We start from the raw sequence: 20,899 nt of genomic DNA on the forward strand, positions 1-20,899 counted from the left end.
CTGCCGGTCAGAGCCGGACCGGCCACCCGAAGGTCGTCTCGACACCCGGGGAGAAGAGCACGCTGTCCGGGGCCCGGTCGACGACGCCGGGCAGGCCGGCCGCTGCCACACACCCGTCCTCGAACCCGAGCAGTTCGGCGCGGTGCAACGGCCACGGTCCGTGGGTGTTCGGCACCCAGAGCGGACGACCGAGCACCGTCGTGTGCAGCCCGAACCGCGCCGTGAGGAACAGGTCGCGCTCGTCCGGGTCGGTCACCGGCTCACCGATGCGCACCCTCATCCTCGTGGCCGCCGGCCCTGACGGCGCCCCCGTGTGGCCGGCGCGCGTACCCCGTCCCCACGGCGCCCGGCGGCGACGGTGCGCGTATGCCATGACGGCGCCCCGAGGGTCGGCCGGCAGCACGGGGGGCGAGGAGTCCATGTCGGCCCACTCGTAGGGCGTCCCGAACAGCAGCCGAGCGCCCACGACGACGGGCAGGCGCTGCGCGTCGAGCGAGAGGAACACCACGCCGCGACGCCCCCTGTCGTCCCGGGAGTAGACCCGCACGTTGGTCTCGAGGAAGGTCCCCAGCCACGGGACCGGCCTGCCCCGGCCGACGGCGGCGTCGACCATGCGGAACGGGATCAGCCCCACCCAGCCGGAACCGTCGTGGATGTCGGGCCGCACTCCGCGCGGCATGAACGGCTCCAGCCGCGCGGGGTCCACGCGCCAGTGGACGAAGGTGATGTCCTGCCAGCGCTGGGTCATCAGCGGGCGGCCGCGCAGCGCCGGACCCTGGGCCGGCATCGAGCCCGGCTCCGGCATCGGGTCGTGAGCCGGTCCGGAGGAGGAGGTCATGTCCGAAGCCTGCCCCACCCGGCCCCGGTCCGCAGACGGGACCGCCCCCCGTGGGCACGGCTTCGTGCTCGTCGCACCGGAGCCGTCGCCCCCCGTCACGCCGACGCCCACCGAGCCTGTCCCGCGTCCGGAGGCAGCCACTACCGTCGGCCTCCATGGAGATCGTGATCGAGCCGTCGACCGTCGCTGACCTGCCCGCGCTGCTGCCCCTGCTGCGGGGGTACAGCGCCTTCTACGGCGCCGAGGCGGCCGACGCGGACCTGCTGCGCATGGCCGAGGGCTTCTGCGGGGACTCGGGGTCAGGGACGCAGCTCGTGGCCCGCCGCGAGACGGGTGGATTGGCCGGCTTCGCCACGATCCTGTGGAGCTGGGACACCACCAACGGAACGCCGCTGGCCGTGATGGAGGACCTGTTCGTCTCCGAGGACGCCCGTGGCCGAGGCGTCGGGCACCGGCTGCTGGACGCGTGCGCCTCGACCGCCCGCGAGCGGGGCTGCCCTGCGCTGGCCTGGGAGACCGCGCCCGACAACGGGGTCGCCCAGCGCCTCTACGACGCCACCGGCGCCGACCGCTCGAGCTGGCTCGGTTACCGGCTCCCCCTCGGCTGAGCCAACAGCGCTTCGCTGCACCCAGCTCCGCTCGCCGGTGGAGCTGAGGGGAGCGGTCGGGTGACAACGCTTCGCTGCTCCCAGCGCCACTCGCCGGTGGAGCTGAGGGGAGCCGTCGTGCGGGGGCGCTTCGCGCCGGGGGACTCCTCCCGAATCCCCCGCGCGTCGTCCCAGAACGCGAAGATGGACCGGACGAAAAGCGTGTCCGGTCCATCTTCGCGTTGTGGAGCTGAGGGGATTCGAACCCCTGACCCCTTCCATGCCATGGAAGTGCGCTACCAACTGCGCCACAGCCCCGAGTTGCCCCGAGTGGGTGCCCCCGAAGGGGACTGCGGAAGTCTACCCACGCCCCGCGCGAGCGACCAAATCGGCTCAGGCGTGGGCGTTCCACGCCGCGAGCTGCCACCCCGTGCGGCCTTCGGCGAGCTCCGCCCAGTGGCAGTTCCCGAGCGTCGCGAGGGCATGCGTCGCCAGGTGCTGGTCGATCCCCAGGACCTCGGCGACCGCTGCCCGGCTGGAGACGCCGTGGGCGACGACGACGACGCACTCGCCCTCGGGGACGCCGTCGAGGAGCTCGCGCAGGGCACCTCCCGCGCGCGTCCCCACCTCGGCCAGGGTCTCGCCGTCGACCCCACGGCGGACGTCCTCGAGGTCCATCTGCTCGAGCAGCTCGGCATACTCGGCGCGGACCTGGCTGGTGTGCATCCCCTGCCACTGCCCCACGTGGATCTCGCGCCAGCGCGCGTCGAGGGCGACGTCGAGCCCGGCCGCGTCGGCCAGGTGCTGTGCCGTCACCGTCGCCCGCGACAGGTCCGAGGCGACGACCCGGGTGGGCCGGTAGGCCGCGAGGGCCGCCCCCGCGGCGCGCGCCTGCTCGACCCCGCGGTCGGACAGCGGCGTGTCGAGCTGCCCCTGCCAGACACCGCCGGCGTTGTGGTCGGTCTCGCCGTGGCGGACGACGACGACCCGGCGGACGGCCTTCGCCGCGCTCACGCGTCGCGGCGCTTCGGCACGCCCAGGTCGACCTCGGGGCAGTCCTTCCAGAGCCGCTCGAGCTCGTAGAACTCACGCTCGTCGTCGTGCTGCACGTGCACGACGATGTCGCCGAAGTCGAGCAGCACCCAGCGGCCGTCGCGCTCGCCCTCGCGGCGGATCGGCTTGGCCCCCTGCTCGCGGAGCTTGTCCTCGACCTCGTCGACGATGGAGCCGACCTGCCGCTCGCTGGACCCGGAGACGATGACGAAGACGTCGGTCAGCGCCAGCTGCTCGCTGACGTCGATGCCGACGACGGTGGTGGCGAGCTTGTCGTCCGCGGCCAGGGCAGCGGTCTTGGCGAGCTCGAGGGATCGGTCTGTGGCGGGCACTGCTCTCCTACGTCCGTGCCGTTCCCGCGGGACGCGGGTTGGCGGCATACAAGCGGTATTTGTTGATGTACTGGACCACGCCGTCCGGCACGAGGTACCACACGGGCTCGGCCCGCTCGACGCGCGAGCGGCAGTCGGTCGAGCTGATCGCCATCGCGGGGACCTCCTGCAGGGTGACCCGGTCGCGTGGCAGGCCTGACTCCGACAGGACGTACCCCGGACGGGTGACCCCGACGAAGTGGGCCAGCTCGAAGAGCTCGTCGGCGTCCTTCCAGGACAGGATCTGGGCCAGGGCGTCGGCGCCGGTGATGAAGAACAGCTCGGCCTCGGGCCGCTCACCGTGCAGGTCGCGCAGGGTGTCGATGGTGTACGTCGGACCGGGCCGGTCGATGTCGACCCGGCTCACCGTGAACCGGGGGTTGGAGGCCGTGGCCACCACCGTCATGAGGTAGCGGTGCTCGGCCACGCTGACCCTGCGCTCGTCCTTCTGCCAGGGTTGCCCAGTCGGGACGAAGACGACCTCGTCGAGCCCGAACCGTGACTGGACCTCGGAGGCCGCCACGAGGTGGCCGTGGTGGATGGGGTCGAAGGTGCCGCCCATCACACCGAGGCGCATGGTCAGTGCGTGCCGCCGGAGTGGTCGTGCGGCAGGTGCTGACCGGAGATCTTCTGGGCGGTGCCGCGGAAGGACCAGAGCACCCCGAGGAGCACGAGGAACCCGATGAAGGCGATGGCACCGAAGGCCAGCGGCGGCATGGGCAGCTCGCGGGTCTGCTCCTGGGTGGCTGCGAGCAGGTTCGACAGGGACGACGACATGGGGGTCAGCCTACCCGGCCGCGCCACCCGCGCCGCCGCCGACACCGGTCCACCGGCGCTGGCGAACGTACGCGCCTCGTTGTCCACCGATCTTGTGCACAGACCTGTGCACAACACGCTCCCTGCGCACCGCGTCGTGTGGACAACCGTGTGGGGAACCGGTGGATGAAAAGTGCTCGGCGAAACCCCTTGCGGGGTAAGGATTCCCACGACTAGACATCTCTCACGCGCTCCGGACGGAGGGTCGGAACGGGGAGACCCGGGAAGATCCACCGGCCAGGGCACAGGTCGGCCGGATAACGGTGGACCGCCCCGCACGGGTCCGCCCGGACGGGGTCCCAGAGCCTTCGGGTGCTGGGTCCGTGGGCGACGCCACGGAGGAACTCCGGACCCGCCGACCAGATCGCAACGTCGCACCGAGGGCCGCTCCGGCGGCCGCAGGTGCTGGCGCCACCGTCGCAGTGGACACGGCCCGCCACGGCAGGTCGTGGGCGATCGACCGGGGCAGCGCCCGCACCGGTTCGCCGGTCGTGCCCTGCACCTCGTGGGCCCCGCCACCGCCTCGGCGGGAACGGGACCCGCACCAGAAGGCCCCTCGAACTCATACTTCGAGGGGCCTTCGCCTTGCCTGCGGCGACCTCGACCACCGACCGAGGTCGCCGCCCCCCACACCCTGCTGGCCCTGACCGGCCGCGGGAGGGCCTTGGGCAGACGTGGCGCCCGTACCCTGTGTGCCATGGCAGCGCCGGCCCTGAGCATCGTCGTCCCCGTGTACAACGAGGAGGACGTCCTGCCCCTGCTCGCGCAACGGCTGCGCCCGGTCGCGGACGCCCTCGGCACGACCTACGAGGTGGTCACGGTCGACGACGGGTCGACCGACCTCTCGGCCGCCGTGCTGCAACGGCTTGCGCGCGGCTGGCCGCAGCTGCGGATCGTGCGGCTGCGGGCCAACGCGGGGCACCAGGCCGCCATCTCGGCAGGGCTGGCGAGCGCTCGGGGCGACTACGTCGTCACCCTCGACGCCGACCTCCAGGACCCGCCCGAGGTGATCGCCGAGATGCTGGACCTCGCCATCACCGAGGGGGCGGACGTCGTCTACGGGGTGCGCGGCGACCGCTCGACCGACTCCGCCTTCAAGCGGCTCAGTGCCCGAGCCTTCTACCGCCTGATCCGCGGCCTGTCGGGAACCCACGCGCAGGTCGACGCGGGCGACTACCGGATGATGTCGCGCGCCACCGTCGATGCCGTGAACGCCCTGCCGGAGCACCACCGCGTCCTTCGCTTCGTGGTGCCGGCCCTGGGCTTCCCCTCGGCGACGGTCACCTACCGGCGGGAGGCCCGTGCGGCCGGCAGGTCGAAGTACCCACTGACGAAGATGGTCAGGCTCTCGCTGGACAGCGTCACCGGCTTCTCCACCGCACCGCTGCGGGCGGCAACGTGGCTCGGCCTGCTCGGCGGGGTCGGAGCACTCCTCCTGCTGGTGTACGCGCTCGTGGCGATGGCGGTCGGCGAGACGTTGCCGGGGTGGACCTCCACGGTCGTGGCCGTCGCCGGTGTCGGCGCCGTGCAGCTGATCTGCGTGGGGATCCTCGGGGAGTACGTGGGGCGGATGTACGCCCAGCTCCAGGGCCGCCCCACCTACTACGTGGCCTACGACTCGCTGACCGGCCCGGCCGAGCCGTCCAGGGCTCCGTCGACCGCGGCCGAGTCCTCCCGGACCGGGACGGCCACGCCGCCCCACACCGGTCCGGACGTCCGGTCAACCCCCGGCGGGGTCAGCTCCGCCGACGCGCCTCGACCAACAGGGTCACCCCGGGCATAGCCTTCACGGGCAGGTAGCGCTCGACCGCGACCACCGCGTTCAGCGCGGCATTGACGACGGGGTGGACGTCGTCGAGGTCGGAGCCGCTGGCGGACCGGCGGCGAAGGGCGACGACCGGCCGCAGCAGCACGTTCCAGGACGTCATCGACGTGAGTTCGAAGCCCCCACGCTCCAGCACGCCCCGCAGCGTGGTGCGGGTGTAGCGGCGGACGTGGTCGACGGCGACGTCGTGCTCGGACCACAGCCTGGGGTCGGCCGGGACGGCCACGAGGAAGCGACCACCCGGGGCGAGCACCCGGTGCACCTCCTGCACCGCTGCGTCGTGGTCGAGGATGTGTTCGAGCACGTCGAAGGCGACGACGAGGTCCAGCGACGCGTCGTCGACGGGCAGCGCGGTGGCATCCCCCCGCAGCACGGCGAGCCCCCGCTCGGCCGCGACCTCGGCGCCGTCCGCTCCGTACTCCAGCGCGGCCGCGGACCAGCCGGCGGCGCGCAGCACCCGGGTGTTGCCGCCGCCGGCAGCACCGACGTCGAGGGCCCTCCCCGGCGCGATCCCCTCGATCATGCGCCGGAGCAGGTGGCGACGCTCCCGGTACCACCAGTGGGTGTCCTCCAGCGCCGCGAGCTTGCGGACCTCAGTGCCTTCCATGGCGGGTCATCCTGCCACCGGCCGAGCTCAGGCCCGCACCTGCCCGTCCCCCTCGACGACCCACTTGGTCGTCGTCAGCTCGGGCAGCGCCATCGGGCCCCGGGCGTGCAGCTTCTGCGTGGAGATGCCGATCTCGGCCCCGAAGCCGAACTCCCCACCGTCCGTGAACCGGGTGGAGGCGTTCACCATGACGGCGGCGGCGTCGACCTCGGCCGTGAAGCGCCGGGCGGCCGCACGGTCCTCGGTGACGATCGCCTCGGTGTGACCGGACCCGTGCGCCCGGATGTGCTCCATGGCCGCGTCGAGGTCGGGGACGACGCGGACCGCCAGCTCCAGCGCGAGGTACTCGGTGTCCCAGTCCGCCTCCGTGGCGTCGGTGTGGGGCGCCCCGGCCGCGTCGGCGGCGGCGCCGGAGGCCGCGTCCGTGTGCAGCACGACGCCCGCACCGGACAGCTCGGCGAGCACCTTGGGCAGGAAGTCGGCGGCGACGGACTCGTGGACGAGCAGCGTCTCGGCCGCGTTGCACACGCTGGGCCGGTGCGTCTTGGCGTTCACGGTGATGGCGAGCGCCTTGTCGAGGTCCGCGGCGGCGTCGACGTAGACGTGGACGTTCCCGACACCGGTCTCGATGACGGGCACCGTGGACTCGGTGACGACGGTCTGGATCAGGCCGGCGCCACCGCGCGGGATGATGAGGTCGACGAGGCCCCGGGCGGTGAGCAGGGCCCGCACCGCGTCGCGGCCGCCCTCGAGCAGCGTGACGGAGTCGGCGGGCAGTCCCTGCTCCTCCAGCGACCGGCGCATGACCGCCACGAGCGCCCGGTTGGTCGACTCCGCCGCCGACCCACCGCGCAGGATCACCGCGTTGCCGGACTTGAGCCCCAGGCCCGCGGCGTCGACCGTGACGTTCGGGCGGGCCTCGTAGACCATGCCCACGACGCCCATCGGCACCCGGACCTGCCGGATCTGGAGCCCGTTGGCCAGCGTGGACCCGCGGACGACCTCGCCGACCGGGTCCGGCAGCGCGGCGACGTCCCGCAGCGCCTGCGCGACGCCGTGGACCCGCGTCTCGTCCAGCGCCAGCCGGTCCAGCAGGCCCTGGGCCATGCCAGAGGCGCGGCCGCGCTCGAGGTCCTCGGCGTTCGCGGCCACGACGTCGGCCGCGGCGGCCTCCAGGGCGCGGGCCATGGCGAGCAGGGCGGCGTCCTTGTCGGCGCGGGACAGCAGGGCCAGGCGCCGGGAGGCCTCCCGGGCGGCGCGCGCCGCCCGCGCGACCTGCTCGACGGCGGTGGGGTCGATCTCGGCCATGCGTCCAGCGTATGCCGGGTGCCCGCCACCTCGTGCCGGTGTCCGCATCGGGAGCTCCCCCTCCCCTGCCGGCCCCCTCCCCGGCCCGTGCCCCCTGCTGCCCGGGTCCCCCTCCGGCGCCCGCGCCACGCCGGCGACCCCGGGCGACAACGGCTGGTTGAATGGCTCGGGTGAGCATCCTCTCCATCCAGTCCTCGGTCGCCTACGGCCACGTCGGCAACAGCGCGGCGGTCTTCCCGCTCCAGCGCCTGGGCGTCGAGGTGTGGCCCGTGTCCACGGTGGTGTTCTCCAACCACACCGGCTACGGCGAGTGGCGCGGGCCGCTGCTGCCCGCGGACGACGTGCGTGCCGTGATCCGCGGCGTCGAGGACCGGGGCGCGTTCCCCGCCGTGACGGCGGTGCTGTCCGGGTACCAGGGCGGCGAGGACATCGGCGACGTCATCCTCGAGGCGGTCGAGCGGGTCAAGGCCGCCAACCCCGAGGCGATTTACGCCTGCGACCCGGTCATGGGCAACGCCAGGAGCGGCTGCTTCGTCCACCCGGCGATCCCGGTGCTCCTGCGCGAGAAGGTCGTCCCCAGGGCCGACCTCATCACCCCCAACCAGTTCGAGCTTGGCTTCCTCACGGGCACCGAGCCGCGGACCATCGAGGACACCCTCGCGTCCGTGGACCTGGCGCGCGCCATGGGTCCCGCGACGGTGCTGGTGACGAGCGTGGAGCGTCCGGACGCGCCGGCGGACACGATCGAGATGATGGCCGTGACCGGCGACGGCGCCTGGGTGGTGCAGACGCCCCGGCTGCCGATGAAGGCCAACGGCTCCGGCGACGTCACCGCCGCCCTCTTCACCGCCCACCTGCTCGAGACCGGCGAGCCCTCCGTCGCGCTGGCTCGCACCGCCAGCAGCGTCTTCGACCTGCTCCGCACCACGCTGGAGTCGGGCGAGCGCGAGCTGCAGCTCGTGCAGTCGCAGGACACCATCGCGCAGCCGCGGATGCAGTTCGAGGTCACGCAGGTCCGCTGACCGGGTCCCGGGACGTGGCCACCGCCCGTCGTCGCCACACCGTGCGGCACGCCGTCGCGCTGCTGGCAGCAGCCGGCGCCGCCCTGGCTGCGTGCTCGGGCGGCACACCGGGGCAGGCGCCCAGCGGCCGGGTGCACCCGTTCGACTCCTACCGCGTGCAGGGCCGAGAGGTCGTCGTGTCGTTCACCGGCATCCCGGACCAGCCAGGACCGTGCGGCGCGGACTACCGGGCCGGGGCCAGCGAGACGGTCGACCGCGTCTACATCCGGCTGCGCGAGCTGCCCCACGCCGGTCCGCAGGGCGACGCGGCGTGCCCGGCGCTCGCGCAGCTGCGCACCGTCACGGTGACCCTGGCGGCGCCCGTCGGCAGCCGCGCCGTCGTCGACGGCGCCACCGGCGACATCGTCCCGCAGCCGCCCCCGACGCCCACGAGCTCCCCCTGAGCCGTGGGCGCCCGCGAGCGCACGGCACCAGGGCCTAGAGCACCACGAGGTCGTCGCGGTGCACGACCTCCCGCTCGTACCCCGGGCCCAGCTCCTTCGCGAGCTCGTGCGTCGTGCGGCCCAGCATCCCCGGCAGCTCCGCCGAGGTGTAGTTCACGAGCCCCCGCGCGACCGGCGCTCCCTCGAGGGTGCACAGGTCGACCGGGTCGCCGTCGACGAACGTGCCCTCGACCGACCGGATCCCGGCGGGCAGCAGGGAGCGCCGCTGCTCGGTGATGGCCCGCACGGCACCGGGGTCGAGCAGCAGTCGGCCGCGCGGGGTCGTGGCGTGGGCCAGCCACAGCTTGCGCGAGGTGTGCCGCGAGCCGCCGCCCGGCGCGAAGACCGTGCCGACGTCCTCGCCCGCGAGCGCCTGGGCCGCCCGGGCCGCGCTGGTGAGCACCGTGGTGATGCCGGCGGCGTTGGCGATCGTGGCCGCCTCCACCTTGGTCACCATCCCGCCGCTGCCGACCGACGAGCCGGTCCCACCGATCGTGAGGTCCTCCAGCCCCCGGCCACCCACGACGGTGGGCACGCGCTGGGCCCCGGCGTGGGTGGGGGGTCCGTCGTAGAGGGCGTCGACGTCGGTGAGCAGCAGCAGGCCGTCCGCCTGGACGAGGTGCGCCACGAGGGCGGCGAGCCGGTCGTTGTCGCCGAACCGGATCTCCTGCGTGGCCACCGTGTCGTTCTCGTTGACGATGGGCACGATGTCCAGCTCGAGCAGCCGGTCGAGGGTGCGCTTGGCGTTGGTGAAGTGCGTCCGCCGCGTCACGTCGTCGACGGTGAGCAGCACCTGGCCCACCGTGAGCCCGTGGGCACCGAACGCCCGTTGGTATGCCGCCACGAGGGCTCCCTGCCCCACGCTCGCCGCAGCCTGCTGCGTGGCGAGGTCACGCGGGCGGCGGGCCAGACCGAGCGGCGCGATACCGGCCGCGATCGCCCCGGAGGAGACGAGGACCACCTGCTGGCCGGCGAGGCGGCGGGTGGCGAGGGTGTCGACGAGGGCGACGAGGCGGTCCTCGTCGAGCGAACCGCCCGCGGGGTCGGTCAGCGAGGACGAGCCGATCTTGACGACGAGCCGGCGCCCCTCGGAGACCGGGCGCCGGTGGTCGGCCGGCGTCATTCCCCGTCGTCCTCGTCCCGCGCGGTCGCCCAGTGGCTGGCCCGGCGCTCGGCCGCCAGCTCGTCCCGGGCCGCGGACTTGGCGGCCTTGCGCGCGGCGTACTGCTCGCGCTTGTCACCGCGGGTGGGGCGCGCGGCCTCCTCGAGGCGCAGGTCGGTCCCCCGGGCGCCGAGCAGCTCGGCACCGGCTGCCAGGGTGGGCTCCCAGTCGAAGACGACGGCGTTGTCCGCGGGGCCGATGAGCACGGTCGCGCCGGCGACGGCCCCGGCCTTGAACAGCGCCTCCTCGACCCCGAGCCGGCCGAGCCGGTCGGCGAGGTACCCGACAGCCTCGTCGTTGCTGAAGTCGGTCTGGCGCACCCAGCGGGTCGGGCGCTCGCCCTCGATCCGGAAGACCTCACCGTCAGCGGTCTGCTCGCGCACCACGCGGAAGCCGCTGTCGTCGACCGCCTTGGGCCGCAGGACGATCCGCTGCGGCACGGCGGCCGCCTCCTCGATCTCCTTGCGGGCCGCGGCGACGTGGCGGGCCATGGCGAAGGTCAGCTCGCGCAGGCCGCTGTGGGCCACCGCGGAGACCACGAACACCTCGAGACCGCGGGCCTCCAGGTCGGGGCGGACGAGCTCGGCCAGCTCCCGCGCGTCGGGGACGTCGGCCTTGTTGAGCACGACGATGCGGGTGCGCTCGGACAGCGGGCGCCCCCCGAGCGTCTGGTCGGGCACGTACTGCGCCAGCTCCTCCTCGATCACGTCGAGGTCGGTCATGGGGTCGCGGCCGGGCTCGAGCGTGGCGCAGTCGATGACGTGGACGAGCACGGAGCACCGCTCGACGTGCCGCAGGAACTCCAGGCCGAGGCCCTTGCCCTGGCTCGCGCCCGGGATGAGGCCGGGGACGTCGGCGACGGTGAAGCGCTGCTCCCCCGCCTGCACGACGCCGAGGTTGGGGACCAGGGTCGTGAACGGGTAGTCCGCGATCTTGGGCCGGGCCGCCGAGAGCACGGAGACCAGCGAGGACTTGCCCGCGGACGGGAAGCCGATGAGCGCGACGTCGGCGAGCGACTTCAGCTCGAGCACGATGTCGAGGACGTCACCGGGCTCCCCGAGGAGGGCGAAGCCGGGGGCCTTGCGCCGTTGGGACGCCAGCGCCTTGTTGCCCAGGCCGCCCCGGCCGCCGCGGGCGACCACGAAGGACGCGTCCGGGCCGACGAGGTCGGCGAGGACCTCGCCGGAGCCGTCGGTCACGACGGTGCCCTCCGGCACGGGGAGCACCAGGTCGCTACCGTCGGCGCCGTTGCGCTCGTCACCGGCACCGGGCCGGCCGTTGTCGGCCTTGCGGTGGGGGTGGTGGTGGTAGTCGAGCAGCGTGGTGGCCTGCGGGTCGACCCGCAGCACCACGTCTCCCCCACGGCCGCCGTTGCCGCCGTCGGGGCCCCCGAGGGGCTTGAACTTCTCGCGCTTGACCGAGGCGACACCGTGGCCACCGTCGCCCGCGGCGACGTGCAGCACGACGCGGTCGACGAACGTGGTCATGGGGCTCTTCTTCCTGGTCTGGTCGGTGCGTCCCCGAGTCTAGGAGGGGACGTGCGGAGGGGGCGGGCCCGTGTCGGGCCCGCCCCCTCCGGTGCGGTGCGCCGGGTGGGGAGCACCCGGCATACCGAGATCAGCTGGCGTCCGCGGTCTCCACCGGGACGATGTTGACGACGCGGCGACGGCGCCGGGTGCCGAACTCCACGTTGCCCGCGACGAGCGCGAACAGGGTGTCGTCGCTGCCGCGGCCCACGCCGTCACCGGGGTGGAAGTGGGTGCCGCGCTGGCGGACGATGATCTCGCCGGCGTTGACGAGCTGGCCGCCGAAGCGCTTGACGCCGAGTCGCTGTGCGTTCGAGTCGCGACCGTTGCGGGTCGAGGACGCACCCTTCTTGTGTGCCATGTCAGGTTCCTGCCTTCTGGAAGTCTGTGTCGGTCGCCGCGGCTCAGGCGTCGATCGCGGTGATCTTGACCTGGGTCAGGTGCTGACGGTGGCCCTGACGCTTCTTGTAGCCGGTCTTGTTCTTGTACTTCATGATCGTGATCTTGGGACCCTTGGCGGGCTTGACCACCTCGGCCTTGACGGAGACCTTGGCGAGCTTGTCGGCGTCGCTGGTCACGGTCGAGCCGTCGACGACGAGGAGCGGGGTCAGCGCAATGCTGTCACCGGGCTTGCCGGAGACCTTGTCGATGATGAGCACATCACCGACGGAGACCTTCTCCTGGCGGCCACCTGCGCGAACGATCGCGTACACGGGTAACTCTCTTCCTACTTCGGGAGGCACGCGCTCTCTGTCTGGACCGGCCGGCAGCGACCCGCGTGCAGGAACCCCGCGGACGGGGCTCTGGTTGCGGACGCCGGACGGTGGGCGCACCGAGGCACAAGATTACCGGGTGGGCGGTCCCCCGACCAAACCGGCGGCCGGGCGGCATCCCCGCAGGACGACCTGCGGGGATGCCGTACGGCTCAGGACGCGTCCGTCGCCGGCTCGGCGGGGGCCTCGTCGGGCGCCGCGCCGGCCGGGCGCGGCGGCCCCGCGGGGGCCACGACCCGACCGCGCTTGCGGCGCCGGGGCGCGGCGGCTGCTGCCGGACGGGCCGGCTCCGGAACAACGGTCGGCGCCGGCTCGACGGTCTGCACGGGTTCGGGCTGGACCGACCCGGTCCGGGCCGGCTCGGGCTGGGTGGCCTCGGGCGCGGGCGTGCGCGCCTCGACCGGCTCCTGGTCCGCGGTCTCGTGCACCTGCACCACCGGCTCGTCCTGGGCGGGCGCCTCGTCGACCGGCTCACCGGTGCCGAAGGGATGGGCCTCGGACGACTTCAGGGCGGCGGCGTGCGCTGCCGCCGCGATCTGGGCGGGCGTCGGGCCACCGTGCTGGGCTGGCTGCTGCGGCTCGGTCGCCCCGGCGTTCGAGCCGGAGCCCGAGCGTCCGCGCCGGCCCCGGGTGCTGCCGGTCGTGGCCGACCCACGCTCGGAGCCGCCCCGCGACCCGGTCGAGCCGCCCTGGTCGCCGCCCGACGACTTCTCCACGGGGTGGTCGTGGACGATGATGCCCCGGCCGCCGCAGTGGTCGCAGGTCTCGGAGAAGACCTCGATGAGGCCGGACCCGACCCGCTTGCGGGTCATCTGGACCAGTCCCAGCGAGGTGACCTCGGCGACCTGGTGCTTGGTGCGGTCGCGCCCGAGGCACTCGAGCAGCCGGCGCACGACGAGGTCGCGGTTGGACTCCAGCACCATGTCGATGAAGTCGATGACGATGATGCCGCCGATGTCGCGCAGGCGCAGCTGCCGGACGATCTCCTCGGCCGCCTCGATGTTGTTCTTGGTGACCGTCTCCTCGAGGTTGCCGCCCGAGCCGACGAACTTGCCGGTGTTGACGTCGACGACGGTCATGGCCTCGGTGCGGTCGATGACCAGCGAGCCACCCGAGGGCAGCCACACCTTCCGGTCCATCGCCTTGGCGATCTGCTCGTCGACCCGGTAGCGGGTGAACAGGTCCTCGGTGCCGGTCCACTTCTCCAGCCGCGGGGCGAGGTCGGGGGCGACGTCACCGATGTACTCGCTGACCTCGTCCCAGGCACGCTCGCCCGCGACGACGAGCCTGCCGAAGTCCTCGTTGAAGACGTCGCGGATCACCCGGACGGTGAGGTCTGGCTCGCCGTGGACCAGCGCGGGCGCGCCACCCTTGGCCTTGCCCTTGGAGTCGGCCTTGGCCCTGATCTTCTCCCACGTCTTGGTGAGGCGCTCGACGTCGGCGCGCAGCTCCTCCTCGCTCGCGCCCTCGGCCGCGGTGCGGACGATGACGCCGGCGTGGTCCGGCACGACCTCCTTGAGGATGCCCTTGAGCCGGGCGCGCTCGGTGTCGGGCAGCTTGCGGGAGATGCCGGTCATCGAGCCCTCGGGCACGTAGACGAGGTACCGGCCTGGCAGGCTGATCTGGCTCGTCAGCCGGGCGCCCTTGTGGCCGATCGGGTCCTTGGTGACCTGCACGAGCACGCTGTCGCCGGACCTGAGGGCGTTCTCGATGCGCTTGGGCTGGTTGTTCTCCAGGCCCGCGGCGTCCCAGTTGACCTCACCGGCGTAGAGGACGGCGTTGCGGCCCTTGCCGATGTCGACGAACGCCGCCTCCATCGAGGGCAGCACGTTCTGCACGCGGCCGAGGTACACGTTGCCGGCCATCGAGGCGTTGGTCTCCCGCGACACGTAGTGCTCCACGAGCACGTCGTCCTCGAGCACGCCGATCTGGGTCTTGCCGTCGCGCTCGCGCACGACCATGATCCGCTCGACGCTCTCGCGGCGCGCGAGGAACTCGGCCTCGGTGATCACCGTGCGGCGACGCCCGGCCTCGCGGCCCTCGCGGCGGCGCTGCTTCTTCGCCTCGAGCCGGGTCGAGCCCTTGACGCTCTGGGGCTCGTCGCGACGCGCCTCGCGCACCCTGGTCACGGTGCCGGGCGGGTCCTCGCCCTCGCCGGCCGAGCCGCTGCGACGGCGGCGACGGCGACGGCGGCTGCTGGCGCTGCCCTCGCCCTCACCGGAGTCGTCGGCCGGGCCATGGCCCTCGGCCTGGTCGGCGTCCTCGGACGCCGTCTCGTCAGCGCCGCCCTCGGAGTCGTCCCGGGCATCCCCGTCTGCACCCCGCCCGCGCCCGCGGCCCTTGCCGCCGCGACGGCGACGGCGACGGCCGCCACCCTCGCCGGCCTCCGTGGGCTCGGACGCCTCCGGCTCGGGGCCGACCGCGGTGGCCTCGCCGACGACGTCCTCGGCGGCTTCGGCCGGCCCGGCCTCCGGCTCCGTCTCGGGAGCGGGCGTGACCTCCTGGGCGGGGGCGGTGGCGCGCTTGCGGGTGGCGCGCTTGCGCGCCGGCTTGGCGGCCTCGGGGTCGGGGGCCTGGAACAGCACGCCGAAGCTGGGGACGGTCGCCGCGGACGAGCCGGCGTCCGGCTCGGCGGCGCCCTCGGCCAGCCGCGCCTCGTCGGCGCGGGCGGCTTCGAGCCGTGCGGCCTCGAGCGCCTCCTCGTCCTCCTCGGCGCCGGACTCGGTGACCGGCTCGACCGCGGCCTCGGCGGCCTTCGCCGCCTTCGTCGTGCGCTTGCGCGTCGCCCGCTTGGCGGTCTTCTTCGCCGCGCCCGGCTCGGTCGTCCCGGCAGCAGCCGCCGGTTCTACGGCGGGCTCGGTGGCGGGCTCGGCGGCAGGTTCGGTGCCGGTGGCCGCGTCGACGGTGGGCTCGGTGGTCGTGGTGCCGGACGCGGTGGCGGCCTTGGTGGCCTTGGTGGCCTTCTTGGCGCTCTTGCGCGGTGCCCGCTTCGCGGCCTTCGCCACCGGCGCCTCTTCGGCACCCTGACCGGCGGCCACGTCGGGCGCGTCGGCGGGGCCGGCGCCAGTGCCGTCGGGGCTGTCCGGGGCCGCCCCGACAGCCGCGGCCGGGGCTGGTGCGGCGGCCTTCTTCGTGGCCCGGCGCGGGCGCTTGACCGGTGGGGGCGTGTCCACCCCGGCGTCGGCCGGGGCACCCTCGGTCTGGGAGGTGGTGGTGGGCTGGTCGTCCGTGGAAGCCATGGGAGGCGTCCTTCCGTCACCCACGGGCCGTGGCCACACCCGAGGTCCGCGGGCGGATCCTCCGCACGGCCGCGTGGTGCGCGGTCATGCTCGTGCCGGTGGCGGGGTTGCCCCCGGCACGGAAGTCGGTTTGGCTACGCCGTCCCCAGCTCGCGCGGGCCGCGCGGCACCGGGTCAGGCGCCGTCGTCGTCCAGGTCGGCAGCCAAGGGATCAGCCACCCTCGCGGTTGCGGTGCGCAGCGGGCCCTGCGCCAGCCGGGTCACCAGGGGTGGTGCCGGTGGCGAGAGCTCTGTCACTGCGCGCAGCGCGGTCAGGACGTCGTCGGGGCGTACGGCCGGTGTGGTGTGCCGTACGACCACTCGCAGTATCGCACAGTCGGGACGTTCCGCCGTGGTGGCGTCCAGCGACACGACGGCCGAGCGCACGTCGAAGGTCCTCGGGCCGGTCTTGAACATGCGGGTGACCTCGGCACGGTCCTGCTCGAGGAAGCCTGCGGCGGCGCGCTCGAGCTCGGCCACCCCGAGGCCGGGGAACTCCATCACCCAGTCGCTCGCCTGGAGCCGGTCCGCCAGCGCGCCCGGCGCGGCCTCGACCACCTCGAGCACGTCGAGGCCGTCGGGCAGCGCCTCGTCGAGCGCCGCCCGCAGCGACTGCGGGTCGACCCGCTCGGTCACCGAGATCTCGAAGTACTCCGCCTCGCTGGCCGTGCCGGTCGGCGCCGCGTTGGCGTAGCTGATCCTGGGGTGGGGGTGGAAGCCGGCGGAGAAGGCCATCGGCACCCCCGCCCGGCGCAGCGCCCGCTCGAGCGCTCGCTGGAAGTCCCGGGTGGAGGAGAAGCGCAGCCGCCCCCGCTTGGCGTACCGCACCCGCAGCTTCTGGACCACCGGAGCGGGCGGGGGACCGTCGGGGGTGCGCTGCCGTGCCATGGTGGGCAAGCCTAGGAGGTGTGCCGGCGAGCCCGCGCCACCGGGCGGGGCCTCTCCTGGTCGCGGCACCCCGAGCGGGCCCACGGCTGCGGAATCAGTGGCGAAACCGCGGTACGACGACCGAGATGGGCAGTCGGACCCCTCTTTCGCCACCGACACCGTCGCATTAGCCTTCGGCCATGGCGTCCCTCGACCGCACCCGACTGGCCGCCCTGCTCGAGGCCGAGCAGGCGGCATACACCGACTCCCACCCGCGCAGCCGCGTGCTCTTCGCGCAGGCCGACAACCTCTTCGGCCGCGTGCCGATGACATGGATGAACATGTGGACCGGGGGTTTCCCGCTCTACCTCGACCGGGCCCACGGCAACCGCGTGACCGACGTCGACGGCCGGACCTACGTCGACTTCGCGCTCGGCGACACCGGCGCCATGGCCGGGCACTCCCCCGCCCCGACGGTCGCGGCGGTGCAGCGCCGCATGGGCGAGCTGGGCGGCATCACGACGATGCTGCCGACCGAGGACGCCCAGTGGGTGGGTGCCGAGCTCACCCGCCGGTTCGGTATGCCGTCGTGGAGCTTCACTCTGTCGGCGACCGACGCGAACCGCTGGGCGATCCGGCTCGCCCGGCTCGCGACCGGACGGCCGAAGGTGCTCGTCTTCGCCTACTGCTACCACGGGTCGGTGGACGAGGCCTTCGCCCTGCCAGGGCCGGACGGCAAGGCGCAGAGCCGACCCGGCAACGTCGCACCCCCGGTCCCCCTCGACCTCACCACCCGGGCCGCGACGTGGAACGACCTCGAGTCGGTCGAGCGCGAGCTGGCCCACGGCGACGTCGCCGCGATCCTCACCGAGCCGGCCCTGACCAACATCGGCATCGTGCTCCCCGACCCCGGCTTCCTCGAGGGGCTGCGCGAGCTGGCGACGCGGTACGGGTCGCTGCTCATGATCGACGAGACGCACACCTTCTCCGCCGGCTGGGGCGGCGCGACGAAGGAGTGGGGGCTCGAGCCGGACCTCTTCGTGATCGGCAAGTCCATCGGCGGCGGCATCCCGTGCGGCGCGTACGGCATCAGTGCGGAGGTGGCCGCGGCGGTGACCCGCCACACCGAGGCGGGCGACGCCGACATCGTCGACGTGGGTGGCGTCGGCGGCACCCTGGCGGGCAACGCCCTGTCGGTCGCGGCGATGCGGGCGACCCTCGGCGAGGTGCTGACCGAGGACGCCTTCGCGCACATGACCGAGCTCGCCACGGCGTTCACGGCCGGGGTGCAGCAGACGCTCGACGACCTTGACGTGCCGTGGAGCATCAGCCAGCTGGGGGCGCGGGCCGAGTACCGCTTCGCCCGCCCCGCGCCGCGCACCGGCGAGGAGTCGGCGGCCGCCGCGGACGACGGCCTCGACGCCTACCTCCACCTGGCGATGTGCAACCGTGGCATCCTCATGACGCCCTTCCACAACATGGCGCTCATGTGCCCGGAGACGACCCGCGCTGACGTCGACCTGCACACCGAGGTGTTCCGCGAGGTGGTCGGGGCGCTCTACACCTGACCCCCGCGACCGCGATGCGCTCGCGCGGCGCGGACGGAAAGGGGGCCGCGCGGGTCGTGGTCGGACCTCTGACGACGAGGGACGTCAGAGGTCCACGCGCATGAGGTCGTCGGCGGGCCGGAACCCGAGCGAGGCGTAGAGCGCGACCGACATCTCGCTGGGGTTGAGCACGACCCGGACCAGCCCCTGGCTCCGGCACCAGTCCATGACCGTCGTCATGAGCAGCCGGCCGACGCCTCGGCTGCGGTGGCCGGGGTCGACCCAGACGTTGGCGACGTAGGCCCACCGACCGGCCTCCCGGCCCGGGCGCGGCATCCGCTCGAACACCATGAGGTTGGCCATGCCGACCGCCGCCCTCGGCCCGTCCCGGTCCTCGGGCACCGCCACCCAGGCACGGCGGTGCCGCGACTCCCGGGCCCACCAGTCGCGCAGCTCGTCCTCGAAACCGGCGTCCGGTGAGCCGCCCTGGGCGACCGTCCAGTCGGTGCGCATCCGTGCGACCTCGGCCAGGTGCTCCTCCTGCACCTCCAGACACGCGTATGCCGCCCGCTCGACCATGGCCCGAGAGCCTAGGTGAGCGGGCGGCACACGTGCCCGCGGTTGCCGTTGCTGGGCGGACGCCTGCTGCGGGACCTCTACTGCGCGGAGACGGCGTCCAGCCAGGCCTGCCCGTTCGGCACGCCGACGCCGGTGACGTCGTCGTAGCCGGGTCGGACGTGGATCGTCAGCTGCTCGTCCGCGTCGAACCAGCGGGCGCTGTAGCGGTAGCCGTTGCTCGCGTCGACCCCGTTCACGTAGTCGGACCGGACGTCACCGGGGTAGGCGTCGCGGTCGTTCTTCGTGATGTCGATGCTGGCAGCGCGGGTGCCGTAGAGCACCGGGTTGGCCAGGCCGAACTCGTGGCCGGCCTTCTGCTCGGCGAGGGCGAACATGCCCGCGTAGAGCGGCGAGGCGAGCGAGGTGCCGCCGATGCGGTACTCGTCGTAGACCTGCGAGCCGTCGGGAGCGGTCTGGGTCTCGCCGACGAGCATGCCGGTGTTGGGGTCGCCGAGGGCCGCGACGTCCGGAACCGCACGCATGGCCGCGCCGCCGTAGGTCTGCGAGATCGAGCTCGGCACCACGCCGGTCTGGTACGACGGCTGGGCGAAGAGGCGCGAGGTGCCGCCGCCGGAGCCGTAGAGCCAGGTCGAGGGCTTCCACGTGGTGGTCGCCGTGTCCAGCGCGCTGCGCCGGGTCTCCCAGCCGAGCTCGAAGACCCGGCCGTTCGCCTGGCTGACGCCGGCGCTGGTGCCACCGACCGCGGTGACGTACGGGCTCGAGGCCGGCCAGTCCGGGGTAGGGGTGGCACCCGAAACGGCGTCGGTCTCGTCGGCGTTGTCGCCCGAGGAGAAGAACAGCGAGATCCCCTCGGCCGCGGCCTGGACCTGGGTGTCGAGCGACGGCTTGATCGTGCCGGCCGGGAGGGCCTCACCGCCGTAGCCGTAGGAGTTGCTCACGATGTCGGCGAGGTGCTTGTCGACAACGCGGTTCATGATCGCGTCCATGTCCCGGAAGTTGTTGGGGGCGCCGATGTAGGTGATGTCCGCCCCCGGGGCCATGGTGTGCACGGCCTCGACGTCGAGGGTCTCCTCACCGGCCCAGCCCTGCGGGTCCTGGCGCGGGTTCTCGGGGCGGTTGTACGTCCCCGGCGAGACCACCTGGCTGAACTGCCCGGGCTTGAAGGCCGGCAGGCCGTGCCGGCCGAAGTAGGTGTTGGCGTCCTGCTCGATCGTCGGCGAGGCGTACGCGTCGATGATCCCGACCGTGACGCCGCTGCCGTCGTTGCCCGACCCGATCGCCCCCGCCATCCCGTAGAGGCCCTGCAGCTGGGCGCCGCTGTAGCCGCACGGCGCGTAGGCGCTCGGCGAGGCCGGGAGCGGGGTGCCGTCGGGGGTGGGGGTGTTCTGCACCGTCTTCTGTCCCCAGTACGCCGAGCAGGGCTGGGCGTTGCGGAACAGGCCGGGGCCGGGCGCCCCCTTGTCCGCGTGGGCGAGAGTCTGGGACTCGTCGAGGCCGATGACCCCCTCCACCGCGGGGAGCGAGTCCGGCACCTGCAGGGGGCTGGTGTTGGCGCGGACCTGCCTGCCCTCCGTGCGGTACTGCGCGAAGGACGTCCCGAACGCGCTCGCCGCCTGGGCGAGCGTGCCGGTCGCCTCGACGTACTTGCGGTTGTCGGGGACCGTGCCGAGGGCGAAGCCCTGGCCCTTCAGCCACGACGAGACCGCGTCGACGTCGCTCCTCGCCGGGGAGAACCTCGCGCGGAACTGCGCGGGCGTGAGGAAGTGGCCGTAGTCCGCGTTGCCCGGCGTGGAGACGGCGCGCGCGTACGCCGCTGCGGCGTCACCCCCGCGGTAGTCCAGGTAGACGCGGAAGGTGACCTGCTGGGTGGACGGCGAGGCCGCCACCTCGTTCTTGGGCATGGCCCAGGACGGGACGCTGCCGGCCAGGGCGTGGCGCCCGCCGGGTGCGGCGAGCGCGGTTCCCGCGGCCGCGACGGTGACCAGGGCTGCGGCCCCGACGGCGGCACAGGCGGTTCTCGACAGTCGTGACATGAGACCTCCGGAGTGGTGGGCCCGCGCAGGGGTGACCGCGCGAGGCAGTACTCCCCCATCCGACACGACCGTTGGCCTGCGCAACCATGACGGATGTCACCGAGTGCGCCTCCGGCGAGCCCGGCCACCACGCCCAGCCATCGCGCCAGTCCGTCGCGCCCGACCATGGCGCCCGGCCACCGCGGGCGCGTCCCCCGCGGGACCGCCCGCCATGGCTGGCCGGCG

20 protein-coding genes and 1 tRNA gene are annotated in these 20,899 nt (G+C 73.7%); 5 read left to right on the plus strand and 16 right to left on the minus strand.

What is annotated here, in order from left to right; genetic code table 11:
• Nucleotides 1-7 precede the first annotated feature (7 nt).
• On the minus strand, nucleotides 8-838 hold the full coding sequence (locus ACYVDO_RS14655) for a YqjF family protein (RefSeq protein ID WP_460937167.1): 831 nt from the start codon (nucleotides 836-838) through the stop codon (nucleotides 8-10).
• A 155-nt stretch (nucleotides 839-993) separates the two neighbouring features.
• Between ACYVDO_RS14655 and ACYVDO_RS14660 the strand changes: the two genes are divergently transcribed.
• Nucleotides 994-1,446 (plus strand): GNAT family N-acetyltransferase, encoded by a 453-nt coding sequence (locus tag ACYVDO_RS14660; protein WP_460937169.1) that lies wholly within the window; start codon nucleotides 994-996, stop codon nucleotides 1,444-1,446.
• A 224-nt stretch (nucleotides 1,447-1,670) separates the two neighbouring features.
• Here ACYVDO_RS14660 and ACYVDO_RS14665 read toward each other — a convergent pair.
• From ACYVDO_RS14665 to ACYVDO_RS14685, 5 genes are all read right to left on the minus strand, one after another.
• Nucleotides 1,671-1,743 (minus strand) — tRNA-Ala (locus ACYVDO_RS14665).
• A gap of 75 nt (nucleotides 1,744-1,818) precedes the next feature.
• Nucleotides 1,819-2,439 carry a histidine phosphatase family protein gene (locus ACYVDO_RS14670; RefSeq protein ID WP_460937171.1) on the minus strand — a complete coding sequence of 207 codons (621 nt, stop codon included), beginning with the start codon at nucleotides 2,437-2,439 and terminating at the stop codon, nucleotides 1,819-1,821.
• On the minus strand, nucleotides 2,436-2,810 hold the full coding sequence (rsfS, locus tag ACYVDO_RS14675) for a ribosome silencing factor (RefSeq protein ID WP_460937173.1): 375 nt from the start codon (nucleotides 2,808-2,810) through the stop codon (nucleotides 2,436-2,438). Before rsfS ends, ACYVDO_RS14670 begins: the two co-directional genes overlap by 4 nt.
• Before the next feature lie 7 nt (nucleotides 2,811-2,817).
• Nucleotides 2,818-3,426 (minus strand): nicotinate-nucleotide adenylyltransferase, encoded by a 609-nt coding sequence (nadD, locus tag ACYVDO_RS14680; RefSeq protein ID WP_460937175.1) that lies wholly within the window; start codon nucleotides 3,424-3,426, stop codon nucleotides 2,818-2,820.
• A 2-nt stretch (nucleotides 3,427-3,428) separates the two neighbouring features.
• The gene (locus tag ACYVDO_RS14685; protein ID WP_460937177.1) at nucleotides 3,429-3,626 is read right to left on the minus strand and encodes a hypothetical protein; all 198 of its coding nucleotides are present in this window, start codon (nucleotides 3,624-3,626) and stop codon (nucleotides 3,429-3,431) included.
• 736 nt (nucleotides 3,627-4,362) lie between these two features.
• Here ACYVDO_RS14685 and ACYVDO_RS14690 point away from each other — a divergent pair.
• The gene (locus ACYVDO_RS14690) at nucleotides 4,363-5,448 is read left to right on the plus strand and encodes a glycosyltransferase family 2 protein (protein WP_460937179.1); all 1,086 of its coding nucleotides are present in this window, start codon (nucleotides 4,363-4,365) and stop codon (nucleotides 5,446-5,448) included.
• Here ACYVDO_RS14690 and ACYVDO_RS14695 read toward each other — a convergent pair.
• Nucleotides 5,402-6,097 (minus strand): class I SAM-dependent methyltransferase, encoded by a 696-nt coding sequence (locus ACYVDO_RS14695; RefSeq protein WP_460937181.1) that lies wholly within the window; start codon nucleotides 6,095-6,097, stop codon nucleotides 5,402-5,404. The two genes, ACYVDO_RS14690 and ACYVDO_RS14695, sit on opposite strands and share 47 nt — an antisense overlap.
• Before the next feature lie 27 nt (nucleotides 6,098-6,124).
• Nucleotides 6,125-7,453 (minus strand): glutamate-5-semialdehyde dehydrogenase, encoded by a 1,329-nt coding sequence (locus ACYVDO_RS14700; RefSeq protein WP_460937183.1) that lies wholly within the window; start codon nucleotides 7,451-7,453, stop codon nucleotides 6,125-6,127.
• Between the two features lie 122 nt (nucleotides 7,454-7,575).
• On the opposite strand from ACYVDO_RS14700, the gene pdxY reads away from it, so the two are divergent.
• Both pdxY and ACYVDO_RS14710 read left to right on the plus strand, forming a co-directional pair.
• Entirely contained in the window at nucleotides 7,576-8,427 is an 852-nt protein-coding gene (pdxY, locus tag ACYVDO_RS14705; RefSeq protein ID WP_460937185.1) for a pyridoxal kinase PdxY, read from the plus strand.
• Between the two features lie 14 nt (nucleotides 8,428-8,441).
• Complete coding sequence (locus tag ACYVDO_RS14710; RefSeq protein WP_460937187.1) at nucleotides 8,442-8,870, plus strand: hypothetical protein; 429 nt, start codon at nucleotides 8,442-8,444, stop codon at nucleotides 8,868-8,870.
• A 34-nt stretch (nucleotides 8,871-8,904) separates the two neighbouring features.
• On the opposite strand, the gene proB is transcribed toward ACYVDO_RS14710, so the two are convergent.
• The 6 genes from proB to ACYVDO_RS14740 form a co-directional block, all read right to left on the minus strand.
• A complete protein-coding gene (proB, locus tag ACYVDO_RS14715) occupies nucleotides 8,905-10,032 on the minus strand; it encodes a glutamate 5-kinase (RefSeq protein ID WP_460937189.1) in 1,128 nt (375 codons plus the stop codon).
• Nucleotides 10,029-11,558: a GTPase ObgE gene (obgE, locus tag ACYVDO_RS14720; RefSeq protein ID WP_460937191.1), complete on the minus strand. Its 1,530-nt coding sequence runs from the start codon at nucleotides 11,556-11,558 to the stop codon at nucleotides 10,029-10,031. Before obgE ends, proB begins: the two co-directional genes overlap by 4 nt.
• Nucleotides 11,559-11,688: 130 nt before the next feature.
• Nucleotides 11,689-11,958 (minus strand): 50S ribosomal protein L27, encoded by a 270-nt coding sequence (gene rpmA, locus ACYVDO_RS14725; RefSeq protein ID WP_460937193.1) that lies wholly within the window; start codon nucleotides 11,956-11,958, stop codon nucleotides 11,689-11,691.
• 43 nt (nucleotides 11,959-12,001) lie between these two features.
• The gene (gene rplU / locus ACYVDO_RS14730; RefSeq protein ID WP_316007766.1) at nucleotides 12,002-12,310 is read right to left on the minus strand and encodes a 50S ribosomal protein L21; all 309 of its coding nucleotides are present in this window, start codon (nucleotides 12,308-12,310) and stop codon (nucleotides 12,002-12,004) included.
• A gap of 212 nt (nucleotides 12,311-12,522) precedes the next feature.
• Nucleotides 12,523-15,609 (minus strand): Rne/Rng family ribonuclease, encoded by a 3,087-nt coding sequence (locus ACYVDO_RS14735; protein WP_460937196.1) that lies wholly within the window; start codon nucleotides 15,607-15,609, stop codon nucleotides 12,523-12,525.
• Between the two features lie 174 nt (nucleotides 15,610-15,783).
• Nucleotides 15,784-16,536 (minus strand): TIGR03936 family radical SAM-associated protein, encoded by a 753-nt coding sequence (locus ACYVDO_RS14740; RefSeq protein WP_460937198.1) that lies wholly within the window; start codon nucleotides 16,534-16,536, stop codon nucleotides 15,784-15,786.
• 179 nt (nucleotides 16,537-16,715) lie between these two features.
• Between ACYVDO_RS14740 and ACYVDO_RS14745 the strand changes: the two genes are divergently transcribed.
• Nucleotides 16,716-18,083 (plus strand): transaminase, encoded by a 1,368-nt coding sequence (locus ACYVDO_RS14745; RefSeq protein WP_460937200.1) that lies wholly within the window; start codon nucleotides 16,716-16,718, stop codon nucleotides 18,081-18,083.
• Between the two features lie 84 nt (nucleotides 18,084-18,167).
• On the opposite strand, the gene ACYVDO_RS14750 is transcribed toward ACYVDO_RS14745, so the two are convergent.
• Together ACYVDO_RS14750 and ACYVDO_RS14755 are read right to left on the minus strand one after the other, a co-directional pair.
• A complete protein-coding gene (locus tag ACYVDO_RS14750) occupies nucleotides 18,168-18,641 on the minus strand; it encodes a GNAT family N-acetyltransferase (RefSeq protein WP_460937202.1) in 474 nt (157 codons plus the stop codon).
• Between the two features lie 77 nt (nucleotides 18,642-18,718).
• Nucleotides 18,719-20,674: a S53 family peptidase gene (locus tag ACYVDO_RS14755; RefSeq protein ID WP_460937204.1), complete on the minus strand. Its 1,956-nt coding sequence runs from the start codon at nucleotides 20,672-20,674 to the stop codon at nucleotides 18,719-18,721.
• Between the last annotated feature and the right edge of the window lie 225 nt (nucleotides 20,675-20,899).

The sequence above is a fragment of the Phycicoccus ginsengisoli genome, assembly GCF_054779295.1.

What these genes read in the sequence shown, in the direction of transcription:
- ACYVDO_RS14690 (WP_460937179.1), top strand. Translation starts at nt 4,363, where the DNA reads ATGGCAGCGCCGGCCCTGAGCATCGTCGTCCCCGTGTACAACGAGGAG.
- ACYVDO_RS14735 (WP_460937196.1), bottom strand. Translation starts at nt 15,609, where the DNA reads ATGGCTTCCACGGACGACCAGCCCACCACCACCTCCCAGACCGAGGGT.
- ACYVDO_RS14695 (WP_460937181.1), bottom strand. Translation starts at nt 6,097, where the DNA reads ATGGAAGGCACTGAGGTCCGCAAGCTCGCGGCGCTGGAGGACACCCAC.
- ACYVDO_RS14755 (WP_460937204.1), bottom strand. Translation starts at nt 20,674, where the DNA reads ATGTCACGACTGTCGAGAACCGCCTGTGCCGCCGTCGGGGCCGCAGCC.
- ACYVDO_RS14685 (WP_460937177.1), bottom strand. Translation starts at nt 3,626, where the DNA reads ATGTCGTCGTCCCTGTCGAACCTGCTCGCAGCCACCCAGGAGCAGACC.
- ACYVDO_RS14655 (WP_460937167.1), bottom strand. Translation starts at nt 838, where the DNA reads ATGACCTCCTCCTCCGGACCGGCTCACGACCCGATGCCGGAGCCGGGC.
- nadD (WP_460937175.1), bottom strand. Translation starts at nt 3,426, where the DNA reads ATGCGCCTCGGTGTGATGGGCGGCACCTTCGACCCCATCCACCACGGC.
- obgE (WP_460937191.1), bottom strand. Translation starts at nt 11,558, where the DNA reads ATGACCACGTTCGTCGACCGCGTCGTGCTGCACGTCGCCGCGGGCGAC.
- ACYVDO_RS14700 (WP_460937183.1), bottom strand. Translation starts at nt 7,453, where the DNA reads ATGCGGACACCGGCACGAGGTGGCGGGCACCCGGCATACGCTGGACGC.
- ACYVDO_RS14750 (WP_460937202.1), bottom strand. Translation starts at nt 18,641, where the DNA reads ATGGTCGAGCGGGCGGCATACGCGTGTCTGGAGGTGCAGGAGGAGCAC.
- ACYVDO_RS14745 (WP_460937200.1), top strand. Translation starts at nt 16,716, where the DNA reads ATGGCGTCCCTCGACCGCACCCGACTGGCCGCCCTGCTCGAGGCCGAG.
- ACYVDO_RS14660 (WP_460937169.1), top strand. Translation starts at nt 994, where the DNA reads ATGGAGATCGTGATCGAGCCGTCGACCGTCGCTGACCTGCCCGCGCTG.
- proB (WP_460937189.1), bottom strand. Translation starts at nt 10,032, where the DNA reads ATGACGCCGGCCGACCACCGGCGCCCGGTCTCCGAGGGGCGCCGGCTC.
- ACYVDO_RS14740 (WP_460937198.1), bottom strand. Translation starts at nt 16,536, where the DNA reads ATGGCACGGCAGCGCACCCCCGACGGTCCCCCGCCCGCTCCGGTGGTC.
- rpmA (WP_460937193.1), bottom strand. Translation starts at nt 11,958, where the DNA reads ATGGCACACAAGAAGGGTGCGTCCTCGACCCGCAACGGTCGCGACTCG.